A 23,719-nucleotide genomic window follows, 5' to 3' on the forward strand; every position below is an offset into this window, starting at 1 on the left:
TCGGAGGACTCTCGAGGAGGAGATCATGGGCCGCACACTGGCCGAGAAGGTCTGGGAGCAGCACGTAGTCCGTCGCGCGGAGGGCGAGCCTGACCTGCTCTACATCGACCTGCACCTCATTCACGAGGTGACCAGCCCGCAGGCGTTCGACGGGCTCCGTCTCGCCGGCCGGAAGGTGCGAAGGCCTGATCTCACCATCGCCACCGAGGACCACAACGTGCCGACCGTCCTCGGCCCGATCTCCGACCCGGTGTCCAAGACCCAGGTCGAGACGCTGCGCAAGAACGCCGCCGAGTTCGGCGTCCGGCTCCATCCGATGGGCGACGCCGGGCAGGGCGTGGTGCACATCATCGGCCCGCAGTTCGGCCTGACCCAGCCCGGCATGACGATCGTGTGCGGCGACTCCCACACCTCCACGCACGGCGCGTTCGGCGGCATCGCGTTCGGCATCGGCACCTCCGAGGTCGAGCACGTGCTGGCCACGCAGACGCTGCCCGCCTACCGGCCCAAGACGATGGCCATCGAGGTCTCGGGCGAGCTGCCCGTCGGCGTCACGGCCAAAGACCTGATCCTGGCCATCATCGCCAAGATCGGCACCGGTGGCGGCCAGGGCTACATCGTCGAGTATCGTGGCGAGGCCGTGCGCAAGCTCTCCATGGAGGGCCGCATGACCGTCTGCAACATGTCGATCGAGGCCGGCGCGCGGGCCGGCGTGATCGCCCCGGACGAGACCACGTTCGCCTACCTCAAGGGCCGCCCGCACGCCCCGGAGGGCGAGCAGTGGGACCGGGCCGTCGAATACTGGAAGTCGCTGCGCACCGACGACGACGCCGTGTTCGACAAGGTCGTGGAGATCGACGCCGCCACGCTGACCCCCTACGTCACGTGGGGCACGAACCCGGGCCAGGGCCTGCCGCTGGGCGCGTCCGTCCCCGCGCCCGGCAGCTTCGCCGACCCGGTCGAGCGCTCGGCCGCCGAGCGGGCCCTCGCCTACATGGGCCTGACCGCCGGCACGCCGCTGCGGGAGATCGAGGTCGACACCGTCTTCGTCGGCTCCTGCACGAACGGCCGCATCGAGGACCTGCGCTCGGCCGCCGAGATCCTGCGCGGCCGCCAGGTCAAGACCCGCACGCTCATCGTGCCCGGCTCGATGATGGTCAAGAAGCAGGCCGAGCAGGAGGGCCTGGACGAGGTGTTCAAGGCCGCCGGTGCGGAGTGGCGCGAGGCGGGCTGCTCGATGTGCCTGGGCATGAACCCCGACACGCTCCAGCCCGGCGAGCGCAGCGCCTCCACCTCCAACCGCAACTTCGAGGGCCGCCAGGGCAAGGGTGGCCGTACGCACCTGGTGTCGCCGCAGGTCGCCGCCGCGACCGCCGTCACCGGCCGCCTCACCGCCCCCGCCGACCTCTAAGGAGAGACACCGAGATGGAAGCCTTCACCACCCACACCGGTACGGCGGTGCCGCTGCGCCGCAGCAACGTCGACACCGACCAGATCATCCCGGCCGTCTGGCTCAAGCAGGTCAGCCGCACCGGCTTCGAGAAGGGCCTGTTCGCGGCCTGGCGCGAGGACCCGGCGTTCGTCCTCAACGACCCCTCCTACGAGGGCGGCTCGATCCTGGTCTCCGGCCCCGACTTCGGCACCGGCTCCTCCCGCGAGCACGCCGTCTGGGCGCTGCAGCAGTACGGGTTCCGCGTCGTGATCGCCGCCCGCTTCGGCGACATCTTCCGCAACAACTCCACCAAGATGGGCCTGCTGCCGGTCATCCTGCCCGGCGACCGGGTCGAGGCCCTGCAGGCGGCCGTCGAGGCGGACCCGAAGCTGGACGTCACCGTCGACCTGGCCGAGCGCCAGGTGCGCTGGGCCGGCGAGGTCGTCCCGTTCGAGATCGACGACTACACCCGCTGGCGGCTCATGGAGGGGCTCGACGACATCGGGCTGACCCTGCGTCACGCCGACGAGGTGGCGGCGTACGAGAATGGTCGGCAGCCATGGCTGCCGACGACCGTCTAGAAGACGACGAACTGGCGCGGCGGTTGCGCGAGGCGCACCGCCGCGTCCGCGTGCTCCCCGCCGCCGAGAAGGAACGGGTGGCCCGCCGATATCTGGCCATCTGCGACCTCGCCAAGCGCGATCCGGAAAGGGCGGCGGCCCGTCTCGAAGCGTTTCTGACCGCTCTTGACGTCGACTTCGACACGCCACGCAATGAAGAAAATACGCTGGGTGATTGAGTTCCCTCGCGATCCCGCCTACTTTCGAGCGCGTAAGGGGTTTCTACGTCGAACTCGTGAGCTGGAACCCCGAGCCGTAACTGGGGGAGCAGGACTTTCATGAACAAGCGAGAACTCGTCGAGGCCATCGCGGATCGGGTGGGCGACAGGAAGACGGCCACCGAGGCCGTCAACGCGGTCGTCGACGCCATTCAGAAGGCTGTGGCCGGCGGCGACAAGGTCTCGATCACGGGCTTCGGCGCGTTCGAGATGGTGAACAAGCCCGCCCGCACGGCGCGTAACCCGTCGACCGGCGCCGAAATCAACGTCGCCGAGAGCTGGGCGCCGAAGTTCCGTGCCGGTTCTGATTTCAAAGAGCTGGTGAACGAGGGCGGCAAGAAAATCGGCAAGAGGAAGTAAATCCAGCGGACCAGCGCCCGGGCCATCGGCCCGGGCGTCCGTATTCCCACCCCCGCGCCCAGGAAAGGGGCTCGGGCCCGCACGATCCGTGCCCGTCCGCGTCCCCGGAGAGAGGCGCGAGGGCCGGGAACCCCGCCCCGGCCTCGAAAGAGGGCTAGGAACCTTCCGTGGTCTGGAAAGAGGCCGGGACCGGGAAAGTCGACAGCGTGACGTAGGTGATTCTCCCGCCGGAGACCCCGAGATTGACCCGCTGGCCCGTGCGGAGCAGCCGCAGCGGGCCCGCGTCGAAGGCGGGCGCGCCGAACTCCAGCACGGCCCCGTCGTCGAGGAACACCGTGCCGGACCGTGTGGCCTCGTCGAAACTGCGTACCGTCGCCTGCACGCGACCAGCTTAGGCGGTTGCCCGACGCCGGACGAGCGCGCACGATCAGCTCATGCGCCCGCTGGAAGACTTCTGGCGGTTCGTCTGGGCGAACGGGGTCACCCATCTCGGCACCCAGGTCACGGTCGTCGCCCTGCCGCTGACCGCCGTGCTCACCCTGGAGGCCAGGGCCTTCGAACTCGGCCTGCTGTCGGCCGTCCAGATGGCCGCCTTCCTGCTGATCGGGCTGCCCGCCGGGGCCTGGGTGGACCGGTGGCCGCGCCGCCCGGTCCTCGTCTGGTCCGACCTGGCCAGGGGCCTGGCGCTGCTCACCGTCCCGGCCGCCGCCTGGGCGGGCCTGCTCACGCTGCCGCACCTGTACGCCGTCGCGCTGGTGCTGGGCGCGGGCACCGTCTTCTTCGACGTGGCGCAGATGAGCTTCGTGCCCGCGATCGTGCCCAAGGACCGGCTCGAACGGGCCAACGGGCGGCTCGAGGTCACCCGGCAGGTGTCCGTGCTGGCGGGGCCGGGGCTGGGCGGCTGGCTGGTGAGCGCGTTGACCGCGCCGTTCGCGCTGCTGGCGGACGCCGTCGGCTATCTGGCCTCGGCCCGCCTGCTGTCCGGGATCCGGGCCGCGGAACGGCCGGAGCCGCCGTCGGCCCGGGGGCGGCTGCGGGCGGAGATGCGCGAGGGGGTCGCGTTCGTGCTGCGGGAGCCGGTGCTGCGCCGGGTGGCCGCCGGGGGCGCGCTCACCCGGGTGGCCCTCGGGATCTGCGCCGTCGGCTACCCGCTCTACCTCGTGGTGGACCTGCGCCTGGACGCCGTGACGTACGGACTGCTGCTGTCGGCCCCGGCCGTCGGCGCTCTGTGCGGCGCGCCGCTCGTGGCCGGGCTGACGGCCCGCCTCGGGATCGGCGCCACCCTGTACGCCTCCGCCGCGCTCACCCTGGCCCTGGGGCTGCCCGCGCTGGCCACGGGCCCCGGCTGGCGGCTGCTGATCTTCCCGGTCGCCTCGGCCCTGGCGGGTGCCGCCGCCGTGGTCTTCAACGTGGCCCAGCTCAGCTACCGCCAGCGCATCACCCCGGAACGTCTGCTGGGCCGGGTGAACGCCAGCATGCGCTTCCTCATGTGGGGGGCGATGCCGCTGGGCGGGCTGGCGGGCGGCGCGCTGGGGGAGTGGCTGGGCGGGTACGGGGTGTTCGCCGCCGGGGTGGCCCTGCTCGGCCTGTCCTACCTCGCGATCGTCACGACCCCCGGCATCAGGCGGCTCGGTGACCTGGGCCGATGAACGCGGGTGCCCTGCCGAGGGCTCAGGCCGGTGGCGGCGGGGTGATCTCGGAGGTCGGCCAGAGGTCGGCGACGACCGCCGCCGTGTGCGGTCCGAGGCCCAGGGCGAGGGCCGCGCGCAGGTCGTCGGGCGTGTCCACGTCGCGCCTGACCGAGTCGGTCCCCGGCACGCACAGCTCCTTGGCCCCTCCGGCGAGGTGCTTGGCCCGCGACTCCCCGCCGAACCTGGGCGTGAACGGCGTGCCCGGCCGTACGCCGTAGAAGGTCGTGCCGACGTCGAGCGCGTCGGGCACGAACGACTGGTCGAACTCGGCCGCCGCCTCCAGCGCCAGCGCCAGCTCGGCCGGTCGCAGGGCGGGCAGGTCGGCCTGGAGCGCGCCCACCGCGTCGCCGGGCGCGACACGTACGGCGTGCGCGGCCCCCGTACGCAGGGCCGTGTTCAACCCCCGGTCGGGGTCGTGCACCACGTCGGCCCCCAGTGCGGCGAGCGGCCCGGCGGCGGCGGGGTCGGCCGTCACCACGATTACCCGCGCGACCGGCGGGCAGGAGAGCGCGGCGGCCACGGTGTCACACGCCACGGCCACGGCCAGCCGGGTACGGTGCGGCCCCGTCGCGGCCGCGAGCCGAGTCTTCGCCGCGACCAGCGTCTTCACCGGAATGACCAAGGACCAGCGGATGCTCATAGGGTAAGCATCGCGCCTCGACATCCCGCGCGGCCAACCGGGAGACTTGGGGCTCGATCCCGTAGGTGTTGGAGGAGACCATGAGCCGCCCCACGCGACCATCGCGCTTCTGGGAGACCTTTGCCGTCGCCGTGGTGAAGCCGCTGTCGCGGCTCCTGGTCAAGCGTGACTGGCGCAACGGCGACCGCCTCCCGAAGACCGGCGGCGTGATCATCGCGGCCAATCACCTGTCGTGGACCGATCCCGTGCTGCTGTCGCACTTCCTGTACAACAACGGCCGCTGGCCGGTGATCCTGGCGAAGTCGGGGCTGTTCAGGGTGCCGTTCCTGGGGCGGGCCGTCAGCGGCCTGCTGGCGATCCCGGTCGATCGCGGCAGCAGCGAGGCGGCCAGGTCGCTGCGCCTGTCGGCGGAGCGGCTGGCCGACGGCTGCGCGATCCTGTTCTACCCGGAGGGCACCTGCACCCGCGACCCCGACCTGTGGCCCATGGTGGGCAAGACGGGCGTGGCCCGGCTGGCGCTGGAGAGCGGGGCGCCGGTCATCCCTGTGGCGCATTGGGGAGCACAGGAGCTGCTGCCGTACGGTGAGAAGAAGCCCCGGCTGTTCCCGCGCAAGACGTTCCACGTGACCGTGGGGCCGCCGGTCGACCTGTCCAGATACGCGGGCAGGTCGCCGCAGGCCGACGTGCTGCGCGAGGCGACGGCCGACATCATGGCGGCGGTCACCGAGCAACTCGCCGAGCTGCGGGGCGAGAAGGCCCCGGAGACTCCCTACGACCCCGCCGGACGGTGAAGGCATGACGAAGGCAGCCGTTTTCGGCACGGGCTCGTGGGGCACCACGTTCGCGATGATCCTGGCGGAGGCCGGTAACGAGGTCACGCTGTGGGGCCGCAGGGCCGAGCTGGTCGAGTCCATCGACCGTGACCACGTCAACCCCGACTACCTGCCGGGCGTGCCGCTGCCCGCCTCGCTGCGGGCCACGACCGACCCCGAGCGGGCGCTGGCCGGGGCCGACTTCGTGGTGCTCGCCGTGCCGTCGCAGCGCCTGCGCCCCAACCTGGCCGTCTGGCGGCCGTACATCCCGTCGGAGGCCGTGCTGGTGAGCCTGATGAAGGGCATCGAGCTGGGCACGACCAAGCGGATGAGCGAGGTGATCCGCGAGGTGGCCGAGGTGCCTGAAGAGCGGGTCGCCGTCGTGTCCGGGCCCAACCTGGCCAAGGAGATCGCCCAGCGGCAGCCCGCCGCCACGGTCGTGGCCTGCGCCGACGAGTCGGTGGCCGAGCGGCTGCAGGCGATCTGCCACCTGCCGCCGTGGTTCCGCCCGTACACCAACCCCGACGTGGTCGGGGTCGAGCTGGGCGGCGCGGTGAAGAACGTGATCGCCCTGGCCGTCGGCGTCTCCGCGGGGATGGGCATGGGCGACAACGTCAGCGCCATGCTGATCACCCGGGGGCTGGCGGAGATCTCCCGTCTGGGGGCGGCTCTGGGGGCCGACGCGCACACGTTCGCCGGTCTGGCCGGGATGGGCGATCTCGTGGCGACGTGCGTGTCCCCGCTGTCGCGCAACCGTACGTTCGGGGAGAACCTGGGCCGCGGCATGACGCTGGCCGAGGCCGTCGCGGCCACCAAGCAGACCGCCGAGGGCGTGAAGTCCTGCGAGTCCGTGCTCGAACTCGCCAGGAAGCACGACGTCGAGATGCCGATCACCGAGGTCGTCGTCGGCGTCGTCCACGACGGCATGTCACCGGCGGAGGCGGGCATGCTGCTCATGTCCCGCTCGCCCAAGCCCGAGCGCTACGGGTTGTGAGAATGACCTGAACACGGCGTGCTCGGCTCGCTGTGACAGGGACACCCCGGTAGATTCGGACACCATGAGCAAGCCACGCGTCGCCGTCCTTTTCGGAGGCCGCAATTCAGAGCACGCCGTATCCCTCATGGGGGCCGGCAGCGTGCTCGATGCCATCGACAGGAGCAAGTACGAGGTGATCCCCATCGGGATCGCCCAGGACGGCAGGTGGGTGCTGGCCGCTTCCGACCAGCGGTACGCGATCGAGGACGGCGAGCTGCCGGTCGTCGACACCACGGGTGCGGCCCTGGCCCTGCCCTCCGGCGGCAGCGCGCTGGTGGCCTACGACTCCGGCAGCATCCCCGTCGAGCTGGGCACGGTCGACGTGGTGTTCCCGGTGATGCACGGCCCGTTCGCCGAAGACGGCACCATCCAGGGCCTGCTGGAGATGGCCGGCGTGCGTTACGTCGGCTCCGGCGTGCTGGCCAGCGCCGTCGGCATGGACAAGCCCCACATGAAGACGGTCATGGCCGCCGCGGGGCTGCCGACCGGCCGCTACGTCGTCGTACGCGAGCGCGAATGGCGGCTCGACCACGAACGCGTGCTCAAGGAGGCCGAGGAACTCGGCTACCCCGTCTTCGTCAAGCCTGCCAGGGCGGGCTCCTCGCAGGGCATCTCCAAGGCCCACGACCGGGCCGAGCTGGTGGAGGCGGTGGAGCTGGCCAGGCGGCACGACCCGAAGGTGATCATCGAGGCCGAGATCGTGGGCCGCGAGATCGAGTGCGCGGTGCTGGAGTCGCTGGGCGACGAGCCCGCCGCCGCGTCGCTGCCCGGCGAGGTGAAGGTGGAGGGCGGCCAGGAGTTCTTCGACTTCGAGGCCAAGTACTACCCCGACCAGATGTCGCTCACCGTGCCCGCCGACATTCCGCAGGAGACGGCCGAGGAGTTGCGCGCGATGGCCGTGCGCGCGTTCGAGGCACTCGACTGCGAGGGGCTCGCGCGGGTCGACTTCTTCTACACGCCCGACGGCAAGGTGGTGCTCAACGAGATCAACACCATGCCGGGGTTCACCTCGCTGTCGGTCGCGCCGCAGCTTTGGGCGGCCTCGGGGCTGTCGTACCCGGCGCTGGTCGAGCGGCTGATCCAGCTCGCGCTGTCGCGGTCGCCGGGGCTGCGGTGAGCGGTCAGCGGGGCGCGGCCGAGATCTGGGCGATCGGCTTCGACAGATCGGCCAGCACCTCGGCGGCCACGTGCTCGCCGCCGACCGTGACCTCCACGTAGGCGGTGTCGGTCACGGCCGTGAACAACGTGGTCCTGTCGGGGTCGGCGAACCAGCCCACCCCGCCGATCTCCTGGAGCTGGTCGGTGGGCGCCATCCTGACCGGCCGGGGCACGCCGCAGCGCAGCGCGATGGTGCCCGGCCCCCAGACGGCCACGTACGGCGACTCGGGCGCGGTCGTGCCCCGCTCGTCGCCGTCGAGCGTCGATGGCAGCAGCGTGGCCAGCCGGTCACAGGCCGCGACCGCCTCGCCCTGCGGCACGGGAGGCTCGACCTGTACGGTGCCGCCGCAACCGGCGAGTGCTAGGAGAACGAGCAGGACGGCGGCGGCACGCATACGAGGACTACCTTCAGATGTGGACAATCGGACACGTAAGGGTACGCGTGATTCCCTCCACCGCCTGAATCTGCGCCACGACGAGCTTGCCCAGCTCATCGACGTTGTTGGCCTCCGCGCGAACGATCACGTCGTACGGCCCCGTCACGTCTTCCGCCTGAGTGACCCCGGGAATCCCGGAGATCTCGCGAGCCACCGCGGCGGCCTTGCCGACCTCGGTCTGGATAAGGATGTAGGCCTGCACCATCACGTCCTCCCGGGCGATTCGATCACGCCGAAGGGCCACCGTACCCTGTGTGCGTCAGGAGGTGCGTCATCACAGTCGGAGATCTCGGCGAATTCGGTGTGGTAACTCGTATTACCGGACGTCTGCCCCAGGGCGCGGCGGTAATGCTCGGCCCGGGTGACGACGCCGCCGTGCTCAGCGCGCCCGACGGGCGCGTGGTGGTCTCGACGGATGTGCTGATCGAGGGCAGGCACTTCCGCCGCGACTGGTCCAGCGGCTATGACGTGGGCCGCAAGGCCGCCGCCCAGAACCTGTCCGACGTGGCCGCCATGGGCGCGACACCGACGTCCATCGTGGTCGGGCTCGGCATCCCCGCCGACCTGCCCCTGACGTGGCTCGACGAGCTGACCGACGGCTTCGTGGACGAGTGCGCGACCGTGGGGGCGAGCGTGGCGGGCGGCGACGTCACCCGCTGCGACCTGGTCGTCATCGGCGTGACCGCGCTGGGTGACCTGGGCGGGCGGGCTCCCGTGACCAGGTCGGGAGCCCGGCCGGGGCACGTGGTGGCGGTGGCGGGCCGGCTCGGTCACGCCGCCGCCGGATGGGCCCTGCTGGAGGCGGGCGTGCCGGTGGACGCGCCTGCCCTGCGGGAGGCGGTGGCCGGGCACCGCAGGCCGTGTCCTCCGTACGCGATGGGGCCCCTGGCGGCGGAGCTGGGCGCGAGCGCGATGCTGGACGTCAGCGACGGCTTCCTGCAGGACGTGGGCCACATCGCCGAGGCCGCGGGCGTACGCGTCGAGCTCGATCCCCAGGCGTTCACGGTGGCGGAGCCGGTGGCGGCGGCGGCCAAGGAGCTGGGGGCCGATCCGCTGGAGTGGGTGCTGTCGGGTGGTGAGGATCACGCCTTGGCGGCGACGTTCCCCCCGGACGTACGGCTGCCGGCGTCGTGGCAGGTCGTGGGCCGGGTGGTCGAGGGGGAGGGCGTCGTGGTGTATGGGCGAGAAATCCGGCGTCGCGGGTGGGATCACTTTCGGTGATGAGATGTCCCGATTTACGTGAAATTTTCCCGTTTTGGGGTATCACTAGCGGGATTGCTGTGACAGCGGCGTAGTAAAGGTGTTATGAAGATTGGCGGCCACTGTAACCGGCAGAAAGGGCAGCCATGGGCCGCCACGGCACAGGTGGATCCGACGACGGGGACGAACGGGGGAACAGCAGCGCATTCTGGGGTCCTGACGAGCAGGCCGAGCCGCCGGGCTGGCCCTCGTTGCCGGACCGGCCCGAGGTGACGGGCCAGTGGGCCCCCATGCCGCAGCGTGCCGACGGGCAGCCTCCGCGCGCCCAGCAGTCGGAGCCGTTCGAGACCACCGGGGCTTTCGCGCTGCCTGCCGACCCTGCCGGCGGCTTTCCTCCGGCCGGCGACCCCGCCAGAGGGTTCCCGCCCGCCGACGGCCACGCGGGCGCCTTCCCGCCCTCTCCTGAGCCCATGGACGCCGGGCCGTTCGAGACGACGGGCGCCTTCGCGCGTCCGCCCGAGTGGGACCAGCCTCCCGCGGGCCCGTACGGCGACCCCGGGCAGACGGCCGTGTTCGGCGGCCAGGCCGGGATGCCGGGCGGGATGCCTGGCCCCGGGCAGCCGGGCTCCTTCTTCGACCGGCCGGGCGGCCACGACCAGCCGCATGACCGTCCCGGGCAGTTCGACGGGCCGTTCGACGGGCCGCCCGGCGGGACCGCCTTCTTCGACTCGTTCGACGACGACCCCGCCGGGCGTACCGCGAGCTTCGACTCTCCTCCTGGCCCCGGCGGCGTCTACGGCGGACCGCCCGAGCCGGGCGACGTCAAGGTGGCCGGCGAGCCGACCGCCGCGATGACCCCCGCCTGGGCCAACACCGAGACGAGTTTCCTCGGGTCCGACTGGTCCGACGGCTCGGGCATCGGCGAACCGGACGAGCCCCGTGGCCGACGCGGCCGGCGCAGGTCGGGGCGCGGCGGCGACGACCTGCTCGGCGCCGCCGCCGGACCAGGCAAGGCCCGGGTGGCGCTGCTCTCCGTCGCCGCCGTGGCCGTCGTGCTCGGCGGCACCGTGGCGGGCGTCAAGTTCATGAGCACCGCGGGCGAGTCTGGCAAGTGCGAGGGCGCGACCTGCGCGGCCGTACAGGCCACCAGCAGCCAACCGGCCCCGGCGGCCGGCGACCCCGTCGTGGAGGAGACCGAGCCCCCGATCGAGGAGGAGCCGACGGAGGAGGCCGCGGAGGCCGAGCCCGCCGAGACCCCGACGCCCACGGTCTCCTACAACGCCCGGGCCCCGCGCCGTACGACCTCGCCGACGCCGACGCCCAGCAGGACCAAGGAGCGGAAGTCCGCCGAGCCCACCGAGGAGCCGACGGAGGAGCCGGTCGACGAGGCCGCGACGGAGACGCCGACGCCGGAGCCCTCGACGCTGGACGACACCGACACCGGCGGGCAGCCTTCCGCGACCTCCGTGCCCACCGAGAGCGCGGGGACGTTCGGCTCCGGCGGCGGCTCGGTCAACGTCAGGCAGTCCATCCAGCAGCGGCTGACGACGTACAAGGCCGTCATGACACTGTCCAACACCTCGGCGCGGACCCTCCAGGCCCCCACGGTCTCCGTCCCGGTGGACGGCAAGGTCGTGGACGTGGACGGCGCCGGCTGGACACAGGACGGCGACCTGCTGATCCTCGACCTGTCGGCGTCGCTGGCGGCCGGGGACTCCGTCAATGTCTCGTTCACGGCCACGGGCCGCGGCTCCAAGGCCCAGAACTGCGGGCTGGTCGCCGGAGAGTGCGCCGTTAGCTGAGTGGTTGGATGGGGGACATGACGGAATCGACCCCTCCACGCGTGCTGACGGTCGCCGGCTCTGACTCGGGCGGCGGCGCGGGCATCCAGGCCGACCTGAAGACCATGCTGGCCATGGGCGTCCACGGCATGAGCGTCGTCGCCGCCGTGACGGCCCAGAACTCGCTGGGCGTCCAGGGCTACTGGGAGCTGCCGCCCGAGGCCGTACGCGCCCAGCTCGACTCGGTGCTCGGCGACATCGGGGCGCAGGCGGTGAAGACCGGCATGCTCGCCTCGCCCGTACTGGTGGAGACGGTGGCCGAGGTGCTGGGCTCGTACCCGGCGCCGCTGGTCGTGGACCCGGTCGGGGTGTCCAAGCACGGGGACCCGCTGCTCGCGCCCGAGGCGGTCGAGACCGTACGGACCCGTCTGCTGCCCGTGGCCACCGTGGTGACCCCCAACCTGTGGGAGGTGGAGCAGCTCACCTCCGTGAAGGTCGAGGGAGAGGACGACCTGCGGCGGGCCGCGGACGCCGTACTGGCACTGGGGCCGAGGTGGGCGCTGATCAAGGGCGGCCATCTGCCCGGTGCGCCGGTCGATCTGCTCACCGACGGCGTCAGCGAGCACCGCTTCGCCGCGGAGCGCCTCGACAACCGGCACACCCACGGCACCGGCTGCACGCTGGCCTCGGCCATCGCCTCCCGCCTCGCGCTGGGCGACGACGTGCCGGAGGCGGTGGCCGGGGCCAAGGAGTACGTGACGGGCGCGATCGCACGGGGCTTCCCGCTGGGCGAGGGCATCGGCCCGGTCGACCACGCCTGGCGCTGGCGCTGACCCCGCTCGGGCACGACGAAGGCCCGCTGCTCCTCGACAGGAGGCGGGCCTTCGTGCGAAAGACGCGGACTAGCGGGTGACCTTGCCCGCCTTGATGCACGAGGTGCACACGTTCAGCTTCTTCGGCGTGCCGCCGACGACCGCGCGGACCGTCTGGATGTTGGGGTTCCAACGACGGCGGGTGCGGCGGTGGGAGTGGGACACGTTGTTGCCGAAGGTCGGCCCCTTGCGGCAGACATCGCAGACGGAAGCCACGGTATCGCTCCTTAAAACAGTCGATGTAGCCCTGTCCGCTGATGCTTACCGGGCGGAGGGCATGCCGGGACAACCGGCCAGCCACACGAGGATATCCGATCCACGCCGATAGGCGCGAACCAGAGCATCTGGACCGGGTCTCGGGCGGCGATATTCTCCTCGCACAACGGTAGCGCATCCGGACCGGCCGGAAGGTCGGCCTGGAGCGCGCGGCCGGGGCCGTCGGGTCGGGGACGAAAGTCGGAGGGCGCAGATGAAGATCCTCGACCCGCCCGCGGTACGCCGCTGGGCCCGCCTGGCCGCCGACGCGCTGGGCGAGGCCAAGACCGAGATCGACGCGATCAACGTGTTCCCGGTCGCCGACGGCGACACCGGCACCAACCTGCACCTGACCCTGCTGTCCGCGGCCGAGGCGGTCGAGTCGCTGCCCGACGACGTGGACGCGTCCGTGGTGTGGCAGACGCTCTCGTACGGGGCGTTGGTGGGCGCGCGCGGCAACTCGGGGGTGATCGTCAGCCAGGCCCTGCGCGGCCTGGCCGAGGTGCTGAAGGACGGCCCCGACCTGCGGGCCGGGCTGCTGAGGGCGGCGGTGCTGGCCAGGGAGGCGGTGGCCAGGCCGGTCGAGGGCACGGTGCTGAGCGTGCTGGAGTCGGCGGCGCGGGCGGTCCAGGGGGTCGACGGTGACCTGCCCGAGGTGGCGCGGCAGGCGGCGGGGGAGGCGCGGGCCGCGTTGCGCCGTACGCCCGCCCAGCTCGAGGTGCTGGCCCGCAGCGGCGTCGTGGACGCGGGCGGCGCGGGAGCGGCGATCGTGCTGGAGACCCTGGCCACCGTGATCAGCGGCGCCTCCGCGGGCCGGTACGAGGTGCCGGCGCCCACCGCGCGGGTGTCGCCGATGACCGAGGTCGGGGCGGGCTACGAGGTGATGTACCTGCTGGACGCCGACGACCGCGCCGTGGCCGGGCTGCGGGAGGAGCTCGACGCCATGGGCGACTCGCTGGTCGTGATCGGCGGCGACGGCCTGTGGAACGTCCACGTGCACGTGGACGAGGCGGGGCCCGCCGTCGAGGCCGGGGTGAGGGCGGGCCGCCCGCACCGGATCCGGATCACGTACCTGGCCGGGCGCACCCACCGCGGCGGCGCGGGACGGGGCGTCGTGGCGGTCGCGGCGGGCGACGGCATCGCGGCGCTGTTCGAGGAGTGCGGCGCGGTCGTGGTACGCCGCGCGCCCGGCACCCGGCCCACGCTCCCCGCCCTGCTGGCCGCGATCAGGCAGGCCGGCAGCGAGGTCGCGGTGCTGCCGAACGACGAGGGCGTGCGCCTGGTCGCCGCCGCGGCGGCGGAGATCGCCCGCGAGGACGGCGTCACGGTCAGCGTGCTGCCCACCGAGGCGACCGTGCAGGGGCTGTCCGCGCTGGCCGTGCACGATCCGCTGCGCCGCTTCGACGACGACGTGGTGGCGATGACCGACGCGGCCGGGCACACGCGCTACGGGCACGTGACGGTGGCCGACAGGCAGGCGTTCACGAGCGCCGGGGTGTGCCGCCCCGGCGACGTGCTGGGCATGATCGACGGGGACGTGGCGGCGATCGGCGGCTCGGTCGAGGAGGTGGCCGTCCTGGTGGTGGAGCGCATGGTGGCAGGCGGCGGCGAACTGGTCACGCTGGTCACGGGCGCCCACGCGCCGGACGGGCTGCCGGGCCGGGTGGCGGAGCACCTCGCGCGTACGCGTCCTGACGTGGACCTGGTCGTGTACGACGGCGAGCAGGGCGGCTACCCGCTCCTCATCGGCGTCGAGTGACCCGCGATCCCGGCCCTGTCGGAGGATTCCTGTCGGCCCCAAGCGGTAGAACTTAATGCCGTGAGCCGTTTCGACGAGCCTCTGACGAAGGCGCTCGACCCGAAGACCGCCAAGCTGCTGCACAGCGTGCTCGGCCTGGAGACGGTCGGCGACCTGCTGCGCCACTATCCACGGCGCTACGCCGAGCGCGGCGAGCTGACCTCGCTCGACGCGCTGGAGGTCGACGAGCACGTCACCGTGGTCGGCGAGGTGACCAGGCTCATGCGCAAACCCATGCGCAACCGGGGCGGCACCTGGCTGGAGGTCGAGGTCGTCGACGGCAACGGCAACAAGCTCTACCTGTCGTTCTTCGGCAAGGGCTCCCACATGGCCGAGTCGCGGCTCAAGCCGGGGCGGCGGGGGATGTTCGCCGGGAAGGTGGGGCTGTTCGGGTCGCGCACGAGTCCGCGCTGGCAGCTCGCCCACCCCGAGTTCGAGCTGTTCGAGGAGAGCGAGGCCAGCGCCGAGGAGTTCGCGGCGGCGCCGGTGCCGATCTACCCGGCGGGCAAAGACCTCACCCCGTGGGCGATCAGGCGGGCGGTCGGCGTCGTGCTCGACACGCTCGGCCCGCTCGACGACTCGCTGCCCGCCGCGCTGCGGGCCCGCCACGGGCTGCAGGATCTCGGCGAGGCGCTGGTGGCCATTCACCGGCCGAAGGACTTCGCCGAGATGGGGCGGGCGCGCAAGCGGCTGAAGTTCGACGAGGCGTTCGTGCTGCAGGCCGTGCTGCTCCAGCGGCGCCAGGCGGCCACCGCCTGGCCCGCCAAGGCGCGGCCCAGGCGCTCGGAGGGGATGCTGGCCGACTTCGACGCGCGGCTGCCGTTCTCGCTGACCGAGGGGCAGGCCGAGGTGGGCGAGGAGATCGCCGCCGACCTGGCGCGCGAGCACCCCATGCACCGGCTGCTCCAGGGCGAGGTCGGCGCGGGCAAGACGGTGGTGGCGCTGCGGGCCATGCTCCAGGTGGTCGACGCCGGGGGGCAGGCGGCGCTGCTGGCGCCCACCGAGGTGCTGGCCCAGCAACACCACCGTTCGATCAGCGGCATGCTGGGCGATCTGGCGCAGGGGGGCATGTTCGGGGGCACGGCGGTCACGTTGCTGACCGGCTCGATGGGCGCCGCCGCCCGCCGCGTGGCGCTGCTCGACGCGGCCTCGGGCACGGCGGGCATCGTGGTGGGCACCCACGCGCTGTTGCAGGAGCACGTCCAGTTCGCCGATCTGGGGCTGGTGGTGGTCGACGAGCAGCACCGGTTCGGGGTGGAGCAGCGCGACGCGCTGCGCGAGAAGGGGGGTGGCGGGCGCCCGCACGTCCTGGTCATGACCGCGACCCCGATTCCCCGTACGGTGGCCATGACGGTCTTCGGCGACCTCGAGGTCTCGACGCTCTCGCAGCTTCCCTCGGGGCGTGCCCCGATCACCACCCACGTGGTGCCGGCCGCCGAGAAGCCCCACTTCCTGGAGCGCACCTGGCAGCGGGTGCGGGAGGAGGTGGCGCTGGGGCGGCAGGCGTACATCGTGTGTCCCCGCATCGGCGACCTGGAGGGCGACGAGGGCGATCTGGCGGCGAGCGGCGACGACGAGCGCCGGCCGCCGCTCGCGGTCCTCGACGTGGCCGAGCTGCTGACCCAGGGGCCCTTCCACGACCTGCGCGTGGGCACGCTGCACGGCAAGCTGCCCCCGGAGGAGAAAGACGCGATCATGCGCTCCTTCACGCGGGGCGAGCTGGACGTGCTGGTCGCCACGACCGTCATCGAGGTGGGCGTCGACGTGCCCAACTCCTCCGTCATGATCATCATGGACGCCGACCGCTTCGGTGTCTCCCAGCTCCACCAGCTCAGGGGCCGGGTGGGCCGGGGCGGCCTGCCAGGTCTGTGCCTGCTGGTCTCCGACTTCCCCGAGGGCACCCCGGCGCGGGCCCGCCTCGACGCGGTGGCCGCCACGCTCGACGGGTTCGAGCTGTCGCGGGTCGACCTGGAGCAGAGGCGGGAGGGCGACGTCCTGGGGGCGGCGCAGTCGGGGAAGCGCTCCTCGCTGAAGCTGCTGCAACTGCTGCGCGACGAAGACGTGATCGCCGTCGCCCGCGACGAGGCCGCCGCGCTCCTCGCGCAGGATCCCGAGCTGACCGGCCACTCGGGGCTGCGGGCGGAGATCGACCGGCTGGTGGCCGACGAACGAGCCGAATACCTGGAGAAGACCTGACCAGCACGGCCTGACCAGCACGGCCTGACCAGCACGGCCTGACCAGCACGGCCTGACCAGCACGGCCTGACCAGCACGGCCTGACCAGCACGGCTCGATCGGCCGGTGCGCCTTGCCGGGCCTTGGGACATCTACCCGTACGGCGTGGGCGGTGAGAGTGAGCGGGGGTGGGCGGCACGGGATGGGCCGGGAAAAAGAAAAAGGACCCAGCCGCGGGGACGGCCTCCCCCCGAATGCCGTCCCCGGCTGGGCCCACCCTCGGGTCAGGTGCCGAGGGAACCGGCGTGCGGAAGGGCTCACGATCACGCCGGTCGGCCTTCGTGTGGGTCACCTCGAAGGCCGCAGACTCATCATGCGGGCCCACACCGCCGATGTGAATCACCCTTGCGCAGTCGAGGCAGACACTTGTCCACTCTTGACCTGCGTGAACATGCGGAACAATGGGTCACATGACGCGGATCATCGCAGGCACGGCGGGTGGGCGGCGGCTGGCGGTCCCGCCCGGGCGCGGGACGAGGCCGACCAGCGACAGGGCCCGAGAAGGCATCTTCTTGACCCTCGACTCCCTGTACGGCCTGCGCGCCGCCCGTGTCCTCGACCTCTACGCGGGCTCCGGCGCGATCGGCCTGGAGGCGCTGTCGCGCGGGGCGGCCGAGGCGGTGCTGGTCGAGTCCGACCCCAGGGCGGTGCGCACGATCAAGGCCAACGTTCAGTCGCTCGGCCTCGACGGCGCCCGCGTGGTGGCCGACAAGGTGGAGCGGTGGCTCGGGAAACCTCCCGGCGAGGCGTACGACATCGTCTTCGCCGACCCGCCCTACGCGGTGTCCGACGAGGAGGTGGGGGTGGTGCTGGAACTGCTGCGCGACAACGGCTGGCTGGTTGATGAGGGATTGGTGGCGTTCGAGAGGGAAAGCAGGGGAAAGCCGTTGATGTGGCCGGAAGGTTACGTTGAGGAGAGGGTCCGTCGTTATGGCGAAGCGTCCGTTTGGTACGGTCGCGCCGCCGGGAACCCGTAGACCTGGGAGGCGTCTTGCGCCGCGTAGTCTGCCCGGGGTCGTTCGACCCCATCACCAATGGCCATCTCGACATCATCGGCCGCTCCGCGCGGCTGTACGACGAGGTGACCGTGGCAGTCCTCATCAACGTCGAGAAAAGCAGCCTGTTCACGGTGGACGAACGCATCGAGATGCTGCAAACCGTGACCAAGGAGCTTCCCAACGTCAAAGTGCGGAAATTCCATGGGTTGCTGGTTGATTTCTGCAGGAACAACGACATCCCCGCCATCGTCAAGGGCATCAGGGTCGTCAGCGACTTCGACTACGAGCTGCAGATGGCTCAGCTCAACTACCGCCTGTCGGGGGTCGAGACGCTGTTCATGCCGACCAATCCGGAATATTCGTTCCTGTCCTCCTCCAGGGTGAAGGAGATCGCCCGGTATGGTGGGGACGTCTCGGGTCTCGTACCTGATCTTGTGCACAAGCTGCTCATCGAGCGGCTCAGGGGCTGAGCGCGACCTGCTATCCTTTCATTTCGGCCTTGTACGACGGCGTTCGTTTCGCCATGCCTAGCGAGAGCAGGATGACTCAGCACCTCGACCCCCGCTCCCCTTGGGTCATCTCCACTCATGACCTGGGAAGGCGGCCGGGCTCGATGCGGCAGATGAGCCTGACCGTCCCGGCACCGGCAGACCTCGGCGTCGACATGATCGGCGTCCCCAAAGACGCCGAAGTCGAGCTGGACCTCCGGCTCGAGGCAGTGATGGAAGGCGTGCTCGTGTCAGGCACGGCGCAGGCCCCGCTCGCCGGGGAGTGCGCGCGGTGTCTCGACCCGGTCACCTCGGAGATCGAGGTCGACCTGCAGGAGTTGTTCTTCTACTCCGACGAGGACGCCTCGGAGGAGGATTCACTGCTCGACGGTGAGCTGTTCGACCTCGAGCCGACGTTCCGCGACGCGGTGGTGCTCGCACTGCCGCTGAGCCCCGTCTGCCGTGAAGACTGCGCGGGGCTCTGCACGGAGTGCGGGATCAAGCTGGCCGAGGCCGGAGACGATCACCGGCACGAGAAGATCGACGCCCGCTGGGCGTCGTTGCAAGGTCTGATTACCGACCAAGATAACGATCAGGAGAAGTGACGTGGCCGTCCCGAAGCGAAAGATGTCGCGGAGCAACACCCGCGCCCGTCGCTCCCAGTGGAAGACGACTGCTGTCGCCCTGGTGAGCTGCCCGCAGTGCCGTTCGCCCAAGCAGCCGCACATCGCGTGCCCCACCTGCGGCACCTACAACCGCCGACAGGTCATCGAGCCGTCCGCCTGATCCTCTGACGGGAGCCCGCCCGGCCGCTCCGCGGCGGCCATGGCGGGTTCGCCCGTCAGCAGTTGACGTGATGCCGACCGGGTGCGATCGTGCCTCGGTCGGCGTTACCGTCTCAGATACGTGCGGCGGTGGTTGGCCCGCGGCCGTGGTGGACGCCGGGGCTAACGCGTTACCCCGACGCCCACCACGTTTTCGGGCATCAAGCGCAGCCGACGCGCCTTGTGAAGATGTCCGAGGAGGAAAGCACGTGGGCACAGGTCCCAAGCCGGTGGCCGTCGAGGTCGCCAGAGACGAGTTGGAGCGGGTCCTGTCGGTCGGCCTGGACCCCGACATTCTCGAGCGGGCGCTGACGCACCGCTCCTACGCGTACGAGAACGGCGGCCTGCCCACCAACGAGCGCCTGGAGTTCCTGGGCGACTCGGTGCTGGGCCTCGTCGTCACCGACACCCTCTACCGCAACCACCCCGACCTGCCCGAGGGCCAGCTCGCGAAGCTGCGTGCCGCGGTGGTCAACATGCGGGCCCTGGCCGACGTAGCCAGGGGCCTGGGGCTGGGCCGGTTCCTGCGGCTCGGCCGGGGCGAGGAGGGCACCGGGGGGCGCGACAAGTCCTCCATCCTGGCCGACACGCTCGAGGCGCTGATCGGCGCGATCTACGTCGACAAGGGGCTCGACGAGGCGTTCCGGGTGGTGCACCTGCTGTTCGACCCGCTGATCGTGCGCTCGGCCTCGCTGGGCGCCGGGCTCGACTGGAAGACCTCGCTGCAGGAGCTGACCGCCTCCGAGGCGCTCGGGGTGCCCGAATACCACGTCGAGGAGAGCGGGCCCGACCACGCCAAGTCGTTCACGGCCGTGGTGCGGGTCGGCGGCGAGTCGTACGGCTCGGGCACCGGGCGCAGCAAGAAGGAGGCCGAGCAGCAGGCGGCCGAGGCGGCCTGGACCCGCATCCGCGCCCGCCGCGAGCAGCGCGAGAGCCAGCCCGCGGGCTGACCCACCCAGCTCCCCGGCCCACCCAGCTCCCCGGCCCGCGCCCGCGAGGACCGCGCGCCCGCGAGAAGCCGCGTCCGCGAGGACCGCGCCCGCGAGGACCGCGCGTCCGCGAGGACGCGGTCAGGGAAGGGCCGCGGGATGCCGGGCGTTGTCCGGAGGGTGAGATCGAGGTTCCCCCAACGTTCGGAGGGCGAGGTCACAAGTGCCTGAGTTGCCGGAGGTCGAGGTCGTCAGGCGCGGTCTCGCGCAGTGGGTGGTCGGGCGCGAGATCGCCGCCGCGGAGGTGCTGCACCCCCGCGCGATCAGGCGGCACGCGCCCGGCGCCGACGAGTTCGCCGCCCGGTTGAAGGGCCGCGCCGTGCTGTCCGCCGAGCGCCGCGGCAAATACCTGTGGCTCCCGCTGTCGGGCGGCGACGAGGCGCTCCTGGCCCATCTGGGGATGAGCGGCCAGCTTCTCGTGGTCGCCCCCGACTCGCCGTTGGAAAAGCACCTGCGGGTACGCCTGCGCTTCGAGGACGGCGGCCCCGACCTGCGCTTCGTCGACCAGCGCACGTTCGGGCACGTCATGCTCAGCCCGGTGGTGGCGGGTGTGCCCGAGCCGATCGCGCACATCGCGCCCGACCCGTTCGAGGCGGTGTTCGACGAGGCCGAGTTCGCCCGCAGGCTCAGGGCCAGGCACACGGAGATCAAGCGGGCCCTCCTCGACCAGTCGCTGATCAGCGGCGTCGGCAACATCTACGCCGACGAGGCCCTCTGGATCGCCAGGCTCCACTGGGCCCGCGCCACCCAGAAGCTCGCCGGGCCCAAGGTCGCCGAGCTGCTCACCGCCGTACGCACGGTCATGGGCGCGGCGCTGGAGCAGGGCGGCACGTCGTTCGACAGCCTGTACGTCGACGTCAACGGCGAGAGCGGATACTTCGAGCGCTCGCTGGAGGTGTACGGCCGCCGCGACCTGCCCTGCTCCCGCTGCGGCACCGCGATCAGGCGGGAGGCGTTCATGAACCGGTCGTCCTACTCCTGCCCCAGATGCCAGCGACGGCCGCGCTGACCAGCGTGAGCCCGGCTCCCGCCCACATCACCGCGGAGACCGACACACCGTCCGTGATCCGGCCGCCGACGAACGCGCCGAGCGCGATGGAGACGTTGAAGGCGCCGACGAAGAGCGCGGTGCCCAGCTCGCCGCCGCCCGCGCGCATGATCCACAGTTGCAGGGTCACCCCGACGCCGCCGTAGCCCAGCCCCCACACCACGAGCGCGACCAGGGGCGGCAGGTCGACCAGCACCAGCGCCGCCATGGCCACGGTCATGAGCCCGACCTGCACGACCAGCGTGCGCCACGGGCTCTTGGCCGCCTGCGCGCCGGCGGTGAAGTTGCCCACCACGCCCGCGGCGCCGTACACCAGGAGGGCGGTGCCGACGAGCGCGGCACTGGCGTGCGAGACCTGCTCCAGGAACGGGCGCACGTAGGTGTAGGCCGCGAAGTGGCCGGAGATGGTCAGGGTGGTCAGCACGAGAACGAGCTTGAGCGGCCCTGAGAGCCACGAGGAGCGCTTGTCGGGCGTCCGGGGCGAAACAGGCACGGCCGGCGGCCTCAACGGCGGCAGCGTCGCGGCCAGCAACGCCAGCAGGGCGAGCGCCAGCACCCCCGCGGCGGCGAAGGCGCTGCGCCACCCCGCGAACGACGAGACGAACGTCGCCGCGGGCACCCCCAGCACCGACGCCACCGACACCCCGGCCAGGATGATCGACGTGGCCCGCCCGACCGAGCGTTCGGGCACCAGGCGGGGCCCGAGGCCCGCCGCGAAGGCCCAGAACCCGCCGATGCTCACCCCGGTCAGCACCCTGGCGGCCAGCATCACCGGGTGGTTCGGCGCCAGCGCGCCCGCCAGGTTGGCCACCGCCAGCAGCGCCATCAGCCCGATCAGGATCGCGCGCCGGTCGACGCGGCGGGTGGTCACCGCCAGCAGGGGCGCGGACACCGCGGCGACCAGGCCGGGGGCCGACATGGTCAGCCCGGCCGTGCCCGCCGAGACGCCGAGGTCGTCGGCGATCGAGGTCAGGAGGCTGACGGGCAGCATCTCGCTGGTCACGATGGTGAAGGTGCCCACCGCGACCGAGGTCACGGCGAGCCAGCGCGCCCGTACGGCGCCGGGAACGTCAGTCATGGTCATGGCGCCCAGCCTCTTGCCGGGCCGGTTGGGGGAACAATGACGAAGCCCGAAGGCTTGCTTTAGGTGGACTAAGCGATCGAGCCGGAGGCGGGGATGGAGTTCAGGGAGCTGGAGTGCTTCCTCGTGCTCAGCGAGGAGCTGCACTTCGCGCGTACAGCCGAGCGCCTCTACCTGTCGCCGGGCCGGGTGAGCCAGCTCATGCGCGCGCTGGAGGACCGGATCGGCGGACGGCTGTTCGAACGCAGCAGCAGGCGGGTGCGCCTCACGCCCCTCGGTGAACGTTTCCTGGCCGACCTGCGGCCGTCGTATGACGGCATGGCCGCCGCCGTACGCCGGGCCAGGGCGGCGGCCCGGGAGGTGACGGGGGTGATCAGGGTCGGGTTCCTGGCCACGCCGACCGAGGTCGTGACGGGCAGCGTACGCGCCTTCGAGCGCCGCCACCCCGGCTGCGCGGTCGAGCTGGTGGAGATCGCGCTCTCCGATCCGTTCGGCAAGCTGCGGGCCGGGCTGGTCGACATCGCGTTCACGCTGCTGCCGGTGGAAGAGCCCGGCCTGGCGGCCGGTCCTGGCCTGAACCACGTGTCCTACCGGCTCGGCGTCTCCGTACGCCACCCGCTGGCGGGCCGGGCGGGCATCGGGGTGGAGGAGCTGGCCTCCGTACCGCTGATCGGGTTGGACGGCCCGGCCCCGCGCGCGTGGAACGAGCGGATAGCACCCTCCGTGACCCCTTCCGGACATCCGATTCCCCAGGCCGGTAAGGTGGCCACGACACAGGAGGGCCTGACCCAGGTGGCGCTCGACCGGGGCGGCATGCTCTTCTGCACGCCCTCGGCGGACCAGCACCACCGGCCCGACGTCAGCTTCGTGCCCGTGGCCGGGCTGCCCGCCTCGATCCTCGGCCTGACCTGGGTGAAGGCACGGGAGACCGCCGCGATCAGGGCGTTCGACGAGGCCGCGGTCGCCCAGGCGTCCGCGGCGCGGGCCCTGGTGGCGTGAGGAGGGGAGATGCCTGACGACGAAGCCGGCGCCCGATTGACCGCATGGGTGCGTGGCCGCGTGCAGGGGGTAGGTTTCCGCTGGTGGACGCGGGTCCGTGCGCTGGAGCTCGGCCTGGTGGGATGGGCGCGCAACACCGACGACGGCCGGGTGGAAGTGGTCGCGGAGGGCCCGCGCGAGGCGTGCGTCAAACTGCTGGAACTGCTCAGAGGTTGCGACACGCCGGGCAAGGTGGATGGAGTAGTGGAACGCTGGAGCGAAGCCCGAGGTAGTTTGAGTGGCTTTGTAGAGAGGTAGCCGGTTTCGTTAAACGGCTCAAATAGGGTATAGTTGTATGTCGGGAGTGCCCATCAGTAGGGCTCAGCGGTTCGTTCGACTTGACCGCCCACACTGCCGGTGCGACTCTTGTTAGGTACCACGCGCACCCCTCCCGCGGAATAAGAAGTGCGCGAACCAGTCTGGTCACTCAGCGTGGAGGACCCTTTACCATGGCGAAGGCTCTACTCGGCCACGTCGGCGGTCCTGACCCTCGAATGGTCTCGGAGATGCGCCGCCTGCAGCAGCGTATCCGGGATCTGGAGGCAGAACTCATCCGACTTCAGGCCACCAATGACGCTCTTGCGGCGCAAACCCGCGACGAGGCGCTAAGCCGCATGCAAGAGCGCGAGCCGGCACTCACCTGAGAGTGATCGGAGCGCAAGACCCAGGGACGTCTCGGCGAGGCGTCCCTTGTTATTTGCCCTGAAA

At 71.6% G+C, this 23,719-nt stretch carries 28 protein-coding genes; 22 read left to right on the forward strand and 6 right to left on the reverse strand.

What is annotated here, in order from left to right:
- Positions 1–25 precede the first annotated feature (25 nt).
- The 4 genes from leuC (at position 26) to ACZ6S0_RS18115 (ending at position 2,630) form a co-directional block, all read left to right on the forward strand.
- Positions 26–1,411 (forward strand): 3-isopropylmalate dehydratase large subunit, encoded by a 1,386-nt coding sequence (gene leuC, locus ACZ6S0_RS18100; protein WP_465918553.1) that lies wholly within the window; start codon positions 26–28, stop codon positions 1,409–1,411.
- A gap of 14 nt (positions 1,412–1,425) precedes the next feature.
- Complete coding sequence (gene leuD / locus ACZ6S0_RS18105) at positions 1,426–2,013, forward strand: 3-isopropylmalate dehydratase small subunit (RefSeq protein WP_465918555.1); 588 nt, start codon at positions 1,426–1,428, stop codon at positions 2,011–2,013.
- The gene (locus ACZ6S0_RS18110) at positions 1,992–2,231 is read left to right on the forward strand and encodes an SCO5555 family protein (RefSeq protein WP_344882485.1); all 240 of its coding nucleotides are present in this window, start codon (positions 1,992–1,994) and stop codon (positions 2,229–2,231) included. The genes leuD and ACZ6S0_RS18110 overlap by 22 nt, the downstream gene beginning before the upstream one ends.
- A 99-nt stretch (positions 2,232–2,330) precedes the next feature.
- Positions 2,331–2,630, forward strand: coding sequence for an HU family DNA-binding protein (locus ACZ6S0_RS18115; protein WP_344882488.1), 300 nt, complete (start codon positions 2,331–2,333; stop codon positions 2,628–2,630).
- 154 nt (positions 2,631–2,784) lie between these two features.
- On the opposite strand, the gene ACZ6S0_RS18120 is transcribed toward ACZ6S0_RS18115, so the two are convergent.
- Positions 2,785–3,012, reverse strand: coding sequence for a hypothetical protein (locus ACZ6S0_RS18120; protein WP_465918563.1), 228 nt, complete (start codon positions 3,010–3,012; stop codon positions 2,785–2,787).
- A gap of 52 nt (positions 3,013–3,064) precedes the next feature.
- On the opposite strand from ACZ6S0_RS18120, the gene ACZ6S0_RS18125 reads away from it, so the two are divergent.
- Positions 3,065–4,279 carry an MFS transporter gene (locus ACZ6S0_RS18125; RefSeq protein ID WP_465918567.1) on the forward strand — a complete coding sequence of 405 codons (1,215 nt, stop codon included), beginning with the start codon at positions 3,065–3,067 and terminating at the stop codon, positions 4,277–4,279.
- A 22-nt stretch (positions 4,280–4,301) separates the two neighbouring features.
- Here ACZ6S0_RS18125 and cofC read toward each other — a convergent pair whose 3' ends face one another.
- Positions 4,302–4,961, reverse strand: a complete 660-nt coding sequence (cofC, locus tag ACZ6S0_RS18130) for a 2-phospho-L-lactate guanylyltransferase (protein ID WP_465918571.1) — start codon at positions 4,959–4,961, stop codon at positions 4,302–4,304.
- Between the two features lie 80 nt (positions 4,962–5,041).
- Here cofC and ACZ6S0_RS18135 point away from each other — a divergent pair, with 80 nt between their 5' ends.
- From ACZ6S0_RS18135 to ACZ6S0_RS18145, 3 genes are all read left to right on the forward strand, one after another.
- Complete coding sequence (locus tag ACZ6S0_RS18135) at positions 5,042–5,752, forward strand: lysophospholipid acyltransferase family protein (RefSeq protein WP_465918575.1); 711 nt, start codon at positions 5,042–5,044, stop codon at positions 5,750–5,752.
- Positions 5,753–5,756: 4 nt separating this feature from the next.
- Entirely contained in the window at positions 5,757–6,767 is a 1,011-nt protein-coding gene (locus ACZ6S0_RS18140; protein WP_344882501.1) for an NAD(P)H-dependent glycerol-3-phosphate dehydrogenase, read from the forward strand.
- 64 nt (positions 6,768–6,831) lie between these two features.
- A complete protein-coding gene (locus tag ACZ6S0_RS18145; RefSeq protein ID WP_465918582.1) occupies positions 6,832–7,926 on the forward strand; it encodes a D-alanine--D-alanine ligase family protein in 1,095 nt (364 codons plus the stop codon).
- Positions 7,927–7,930: 4 nt separating this feature from the next.
- On the opposite strand, the gene ACZ6S0_RS18150 is transcribed toward ACZ6S0_RS18145, so the two are convergent.
- Positions 7,931–8,362, reverse strand: coding sequence for a DUF3515 family protein (locus tag ACZ6S0_RS18150; protein ID WP_465918585.1), 432 nt, complete (start codon positions 8,360–8,362; stop codon positions 7,931–7,933).
- A 13-nt stretch (positions 8,363–8,375) separates the two neighbouring features.
- On the reverse strand, positions 8,376–8,609 hold the full coding sequence (locus ACZ6S0_RS18155; protein WP_106249262.1) for an Lrp/AsnC family transcriptional regulator: 234 nt from the start codon (positions 8,607–8,609) through the stop codon (positions 8,376–8,378).
- A 68-nt stretch (positions 8,610–8,677) separates the two neighbouring features.
- Here ACZ6S0_RS18155 and ACZ6S0_RS18160 point away from each other — a divergent pair, with 68 nt between their 5' ends.
- The 3 genes from ACZ6S0_RS18160 (at position 8,678) to thiD (ending at position 12,218) form a co-directional block, all read left to right on the forward strand.
- Complete coding sequence (locus ACZ6S0_RS18160) at positions 8,678–9,625, forward strand: thiamine-phosphate kinase (RefSeq protein ID WP_465919305.1); 948 nt, start codon at positions 8,678–8,680, stop codon at positions 9,623–9,625.
- A gap of 125 nt (positions 9,626–9,750) precedes the next feature.
- Positions 9,751–11,406: a hypothetical protein gene (locus tag ACZ6S0_RS18165; RefSeq protein WP_465918590.1), complete on the forward strand. Its 1,656-nt coding sequence runs from the start codon at positions 9,751–9,753 to the stop codon at positions 11,404–11,406.
- 8 nt (positions 11,407–11,414) lie between these two features.
- Entirely contained in the window at positions 11,415–12,218 is an 804-nt protein-coding gene (thiD, locus tag ACZ6S0_RS18170; RefSeq protein ID WP_465918591.1) for a bifunctional hydroxymethylpyrimidine kinase/phosphomethylpyrimidine kinase, read from the forward strand.
- Positions 12,219–12,287: 69 nt separating this feature from the next.
- On the opposite strand, the gene rpmB is transcribed toward thiD, so the two are convergent.
- Complete coding sequence (gene rpmB / locus ACZ6S0_RS18175) at positions 12,288–12,473, reverse strand: 50S ribosomal protein L28 (RefSeq protein ID WP_043618345.1); 186 nt, start codon at positions 12,471–12,473, stop codon at positions 12,288–12,290.
- Between the two features lie 253 nt (positions 12,474–12,726).
- Here rpmB and ACZ6S0_RS18180 point away from each other — a divergent pair, with 253 nt between their 5' ends.
- The 8 genes from ACZ6S0_RS18180 (at position 12,727) to mutM (ending at position 20,853) form a co-directional block, all read left to right on the forward strand.
- On the forward strand, positions 12,727–14,271 hold the full coding sequence (locus ACZ6S0_RS18180) for a DAK2 domain-containing protein (protein WP_465918594.1): 1,545 nt from the start codon (positions 12,727–12,729) through the stop codon (positions 14,269–14,271).
- A 60-nt stretch (positions 14,272–14,331) separates the two neighbouring features.
- Positions 14,332–16,506 (forward strand): ATP-dependent DNA helicase RecG, encoded by a 2,175-nt coding sequence (recG, locus tag ACZ6S0_RS18185; RefSeq protein ID WP_465918597.1) that lies wholly within the window; start codon positions 14,332–14,334, stop codon positions 16,504–16,506.
- A gap of 449 nt (positions 16,507–16,955) precedes the next feature.
- Positions 16,956–17,522 (forward strand): 16S rRNA (guanine(966)-N(2))-methyltransferase RsmD, encoded by a 567-nt coding sequence (gene rsmD / locus ACZ6S0_RS18190; protein ID WP_465918600.1) that lies wholly within the window; start codon positions 16,956–16,958, stop codon positions 17,520–17,522.
- A 14-nt stretch (positions 17,523–17,536) separates the two neighbouring features.
- Complete coding sequence (gene coaD, locus ACZ6S0_RS18195) at positions 17,537–18,013, forward strand: pantetheine-phosphate adenylyltransferase (protein ID WP_344882534.1); 477 nt, start codon at positions 17,537–17,539, stop codon at positions 18,011–18,013.
- A 53-nt stretch (positions 18,014–18,066) separates the two neighbouring features.
- Positions 18,067–18,636, forward strand: coding sequence for a YceD family protein (locus tag ACZ6S0_RS18200; protein ID WP_465918603.1), 570 nt, complete (start codon positions 18,067–18,069; stop codon positions 18,634–18,636).
- 1 nt (position 18,637) lies between these two features.
- Positions 18,638–18,817 (forward strand): 50S ribosomal protein L32, encoded by a 180-nt coding sequence (gene rpmF, locus ACZ6S0_RS18205; RefSeq protein WP_033409409.1) that lies wholly within the window; start codon positions 18,638–18,640, stop codon positions 18,815–18,817.
- 247 nt (positions 18,818–19,064) lie between these two features.
- Positions 19,065–19,805 carry a ribonuclease III gene (gene rnc / locus ACZ6S0_RS18210; RefSeq protein ID WP_465918607.1) on the forward strand — a complete coding sequence of 247 codons (741 nt, stop codon included), beginning with the start codon at positions 19,065–19,067 and terminating at the stop codon, positions 19,803–19,805.
- Positions 19,806–20,007: 202 nt separating this feature from the next.
- Entirely contained in the window at positions 20,008–20,853 is an 846-nt protein-coding gene (gene mutM / locus ACZ6S0_RS18215) for a bifunctional DNA-formamidopyrimidine glycosylase/DNA-(apurinic or apyrimidinic site) lyase (protein ID WP_465918612.1), read from the forward strand.
- Here the strand turns inward: mutM and ACZ6S0_RS18220 are convergent.
- Entirely contained in the window at positions 20,801–21,976 is a 1,176-nt protein-coding gene (locus ACZ6S0_RS18220; protein ID WP_465918616.1) for an MFS transporter, read from the reverse strand. The genes mutM and ACZ6S0_RS18220 overlap by 53 nt on opposite strands.
- 93 nt (positions 21,977–22,069) lie before the next feature.
- Here ACZ6S0_RS18220 and ACZ6S0_RS18225 point away from each other — a divergent pair, with 93 nt between their 5' ends.
- The 3 genes from ACZ6S0_RS18225 (at position 22,070) to ACZ6S0_RS18235 (ending at position 23,655) form a co-directional block, all read left to right on the forward strand.
- Positions 22,070–22,972: a LysR family transcriptional regulator gene (locus tag ACZ6S0_RS18225; protein ID WP_465918620.1), complete on the forward strand. Its 903-nt coding sequence runs from the start codon at positions 22,070–22,072 to the stop codon at positions 22,970–22,972.
- A gap of 9 nt (positions 22,973–22,981) precedes the next feature.
- Entirely contained in the window at positions 22,982–23,269 is a 288-nt protein-coding gene (locus ACZ6S0_RS18230) for an acylphosphatase (protein ID WP_465918622.1), read from the forward strand.
- Positions 23,270–23,460: 191 nt separating this feature from the next.
- Positions 23,461–23,655 (forward strand): hypothetical protein, encoded by a 195-nt coding sequence (locus tag ACZ6S0_RS18235; protein ID WP_090938435.1) that lies wholly within the window; start codon positions 23,461–23,463, stop codon positions 23,653–23,655.
- Positions 23,656–23,719 lie beyond the last annotated feature (64 nt).

This window comes from Nonomuraea sp. NPDC051298, assembly GCF_055586305.1.

Bases quoted from the DNA above. Each gene is read 5' to 3' on its own strand.
- ACZ6S0_RS18235 (WP_090938435.1), top strand. From the start codon at position 23,461: ATGGCGAAGGCTCTACTCGGCCACGTCGGCGGTCCTGACCCTCGAATG.
- leuD (WP_465918555.1), top strand. From the start codon at position 1,426: ATGGAAGCCTTCACCACCCACACCGGTACGGCGGTGCCGCTGCGCCGC.
- thiD (WP_465918591.1), top strand. From the start codon at position 11,415: ATGGGGGACATGACGGAATCGACCCCTCCACGCGTGCTGACGGTCGCC.
- ACZ6S0_RS18165 (WP_465918590.1), top strand. From the start codon at position 9,751: ATGGGCCGCCACGGCACAGGTGGATCCGACGACGGGGACGAACGGGGG.
- ACZ6S0_RS18155 (WP_106249262.1), bottom strand. From the start codon at position 8,609: ATGGTGCAGGCCTACATCCTTATCCAGACCGAGGTCGGCAAGGCCGCC.
- ACZ6S0_RS18115 (WP_344882488.1), top strand. From the start codon at position 2,331: ATGAACAAGCGAGAACTCGTCGAGGCCATCGCGGATCGGGTGGGCGAC.
- leuC (WP_465918553.1), top strand. From the start codon at position 26: ATGGGCCGCACACTGGCCGAGAAGGTCTGGGAGCAGCACGTAGTCCGT.
- rsmD (WP_465918600.1), top strand. From the start codon at position 16,956: ATGACGCGGATCATCGCAGGCACGGCGGGTGGGCGGCGGCTGGCGGTC.
- ACZ6S0_RS18140 (WP_344882501.1), top strand. From the start codon at position 5,757: ATGACGAAGGCAGCCGTTTTCGGCACGGGCTCGTGGGGCACCACGTTC.
- ACZ6S0_RS18125 (WP_465918567.1), top strand. From the start codon at position 3,065: ATGCGCCCGCTGGAAGACTTCTGGCGGTTCGTCTGGGCGAACGGGGTC.
- ACZ6S0_RS18200 (WP_465918603.1), top strand. From the start codon at position 18,067: ATGCCTAGCGAGAGCAGGATGACTCAGCACCTCGACCCCCGCTCCCCT.
- ACZ6S0_RS18135 (WP_465918575.1), top strand. From the start codon at position 5,042: ATGAGCCGCCCCACGCGACCATCGCGCTTCTGGGAGACCTTTGCCGTC.
- ACZ6S0_RS18110 (WP_344882485.1), top strand. From the start codon at position 1,992: ATGGCTGCCGACGACCGTCTAGAAGACGACGAACTGGCGCGGCGGTTG.
- ACZ6S0_RS18225 (WP_465918620.1), top strand. From the start codon at position 22,070: ATGGAGTTCAGGGAGCTGGAGTGCTTCCTCGTGCTCAGCGAGGAGCTG.
- ACZ6S0_RS18220 (WP_465918616.1), bottom strand. From the start codon at position 21,976: ATGACCATGACTGACGTTCCCGGCGCCGTACGGGCGCGCTGGCTCGCC.
- ACZ6S0_RS18230 (WP_465918622.1), top strand. From the start codon at position 22,982: ATGCCTGACGACGAAGCCGGCGCCCGATTGACCGCATGGGTGCGTGGC.
- ACZ6S0_RS18145 (WP_465918582.1), top strand. From the start codon at position 6,832: ATGAGCAAGCCACGCGTCGCCGTCCTTTTCGGAGGCCGCAATTCAGAG.
- cofC (WP_465918571.1), bottom strand. From the start codon at position 4,961: ATGAGCATCCGCTGGTCCTTGGTCATTCCGGTGAAGACGCTGGTCGCG.
- ACZ6S0_RS18150 (WP_465918585.1), bottom strand. From the start codon at position 8,362: ATGCGTGCCGCCGCCGTCCTGCTCGTTCTCCTAGCACTCGCCGGTTGC.
- ACZ6S0_RS18180 (WP_465918594.1), top strand. From the start codon at position 12,727: ATGAAGATCCTCGACCCGCCCGCGGTACGCCGCTGGGCCCGCCTGGCC.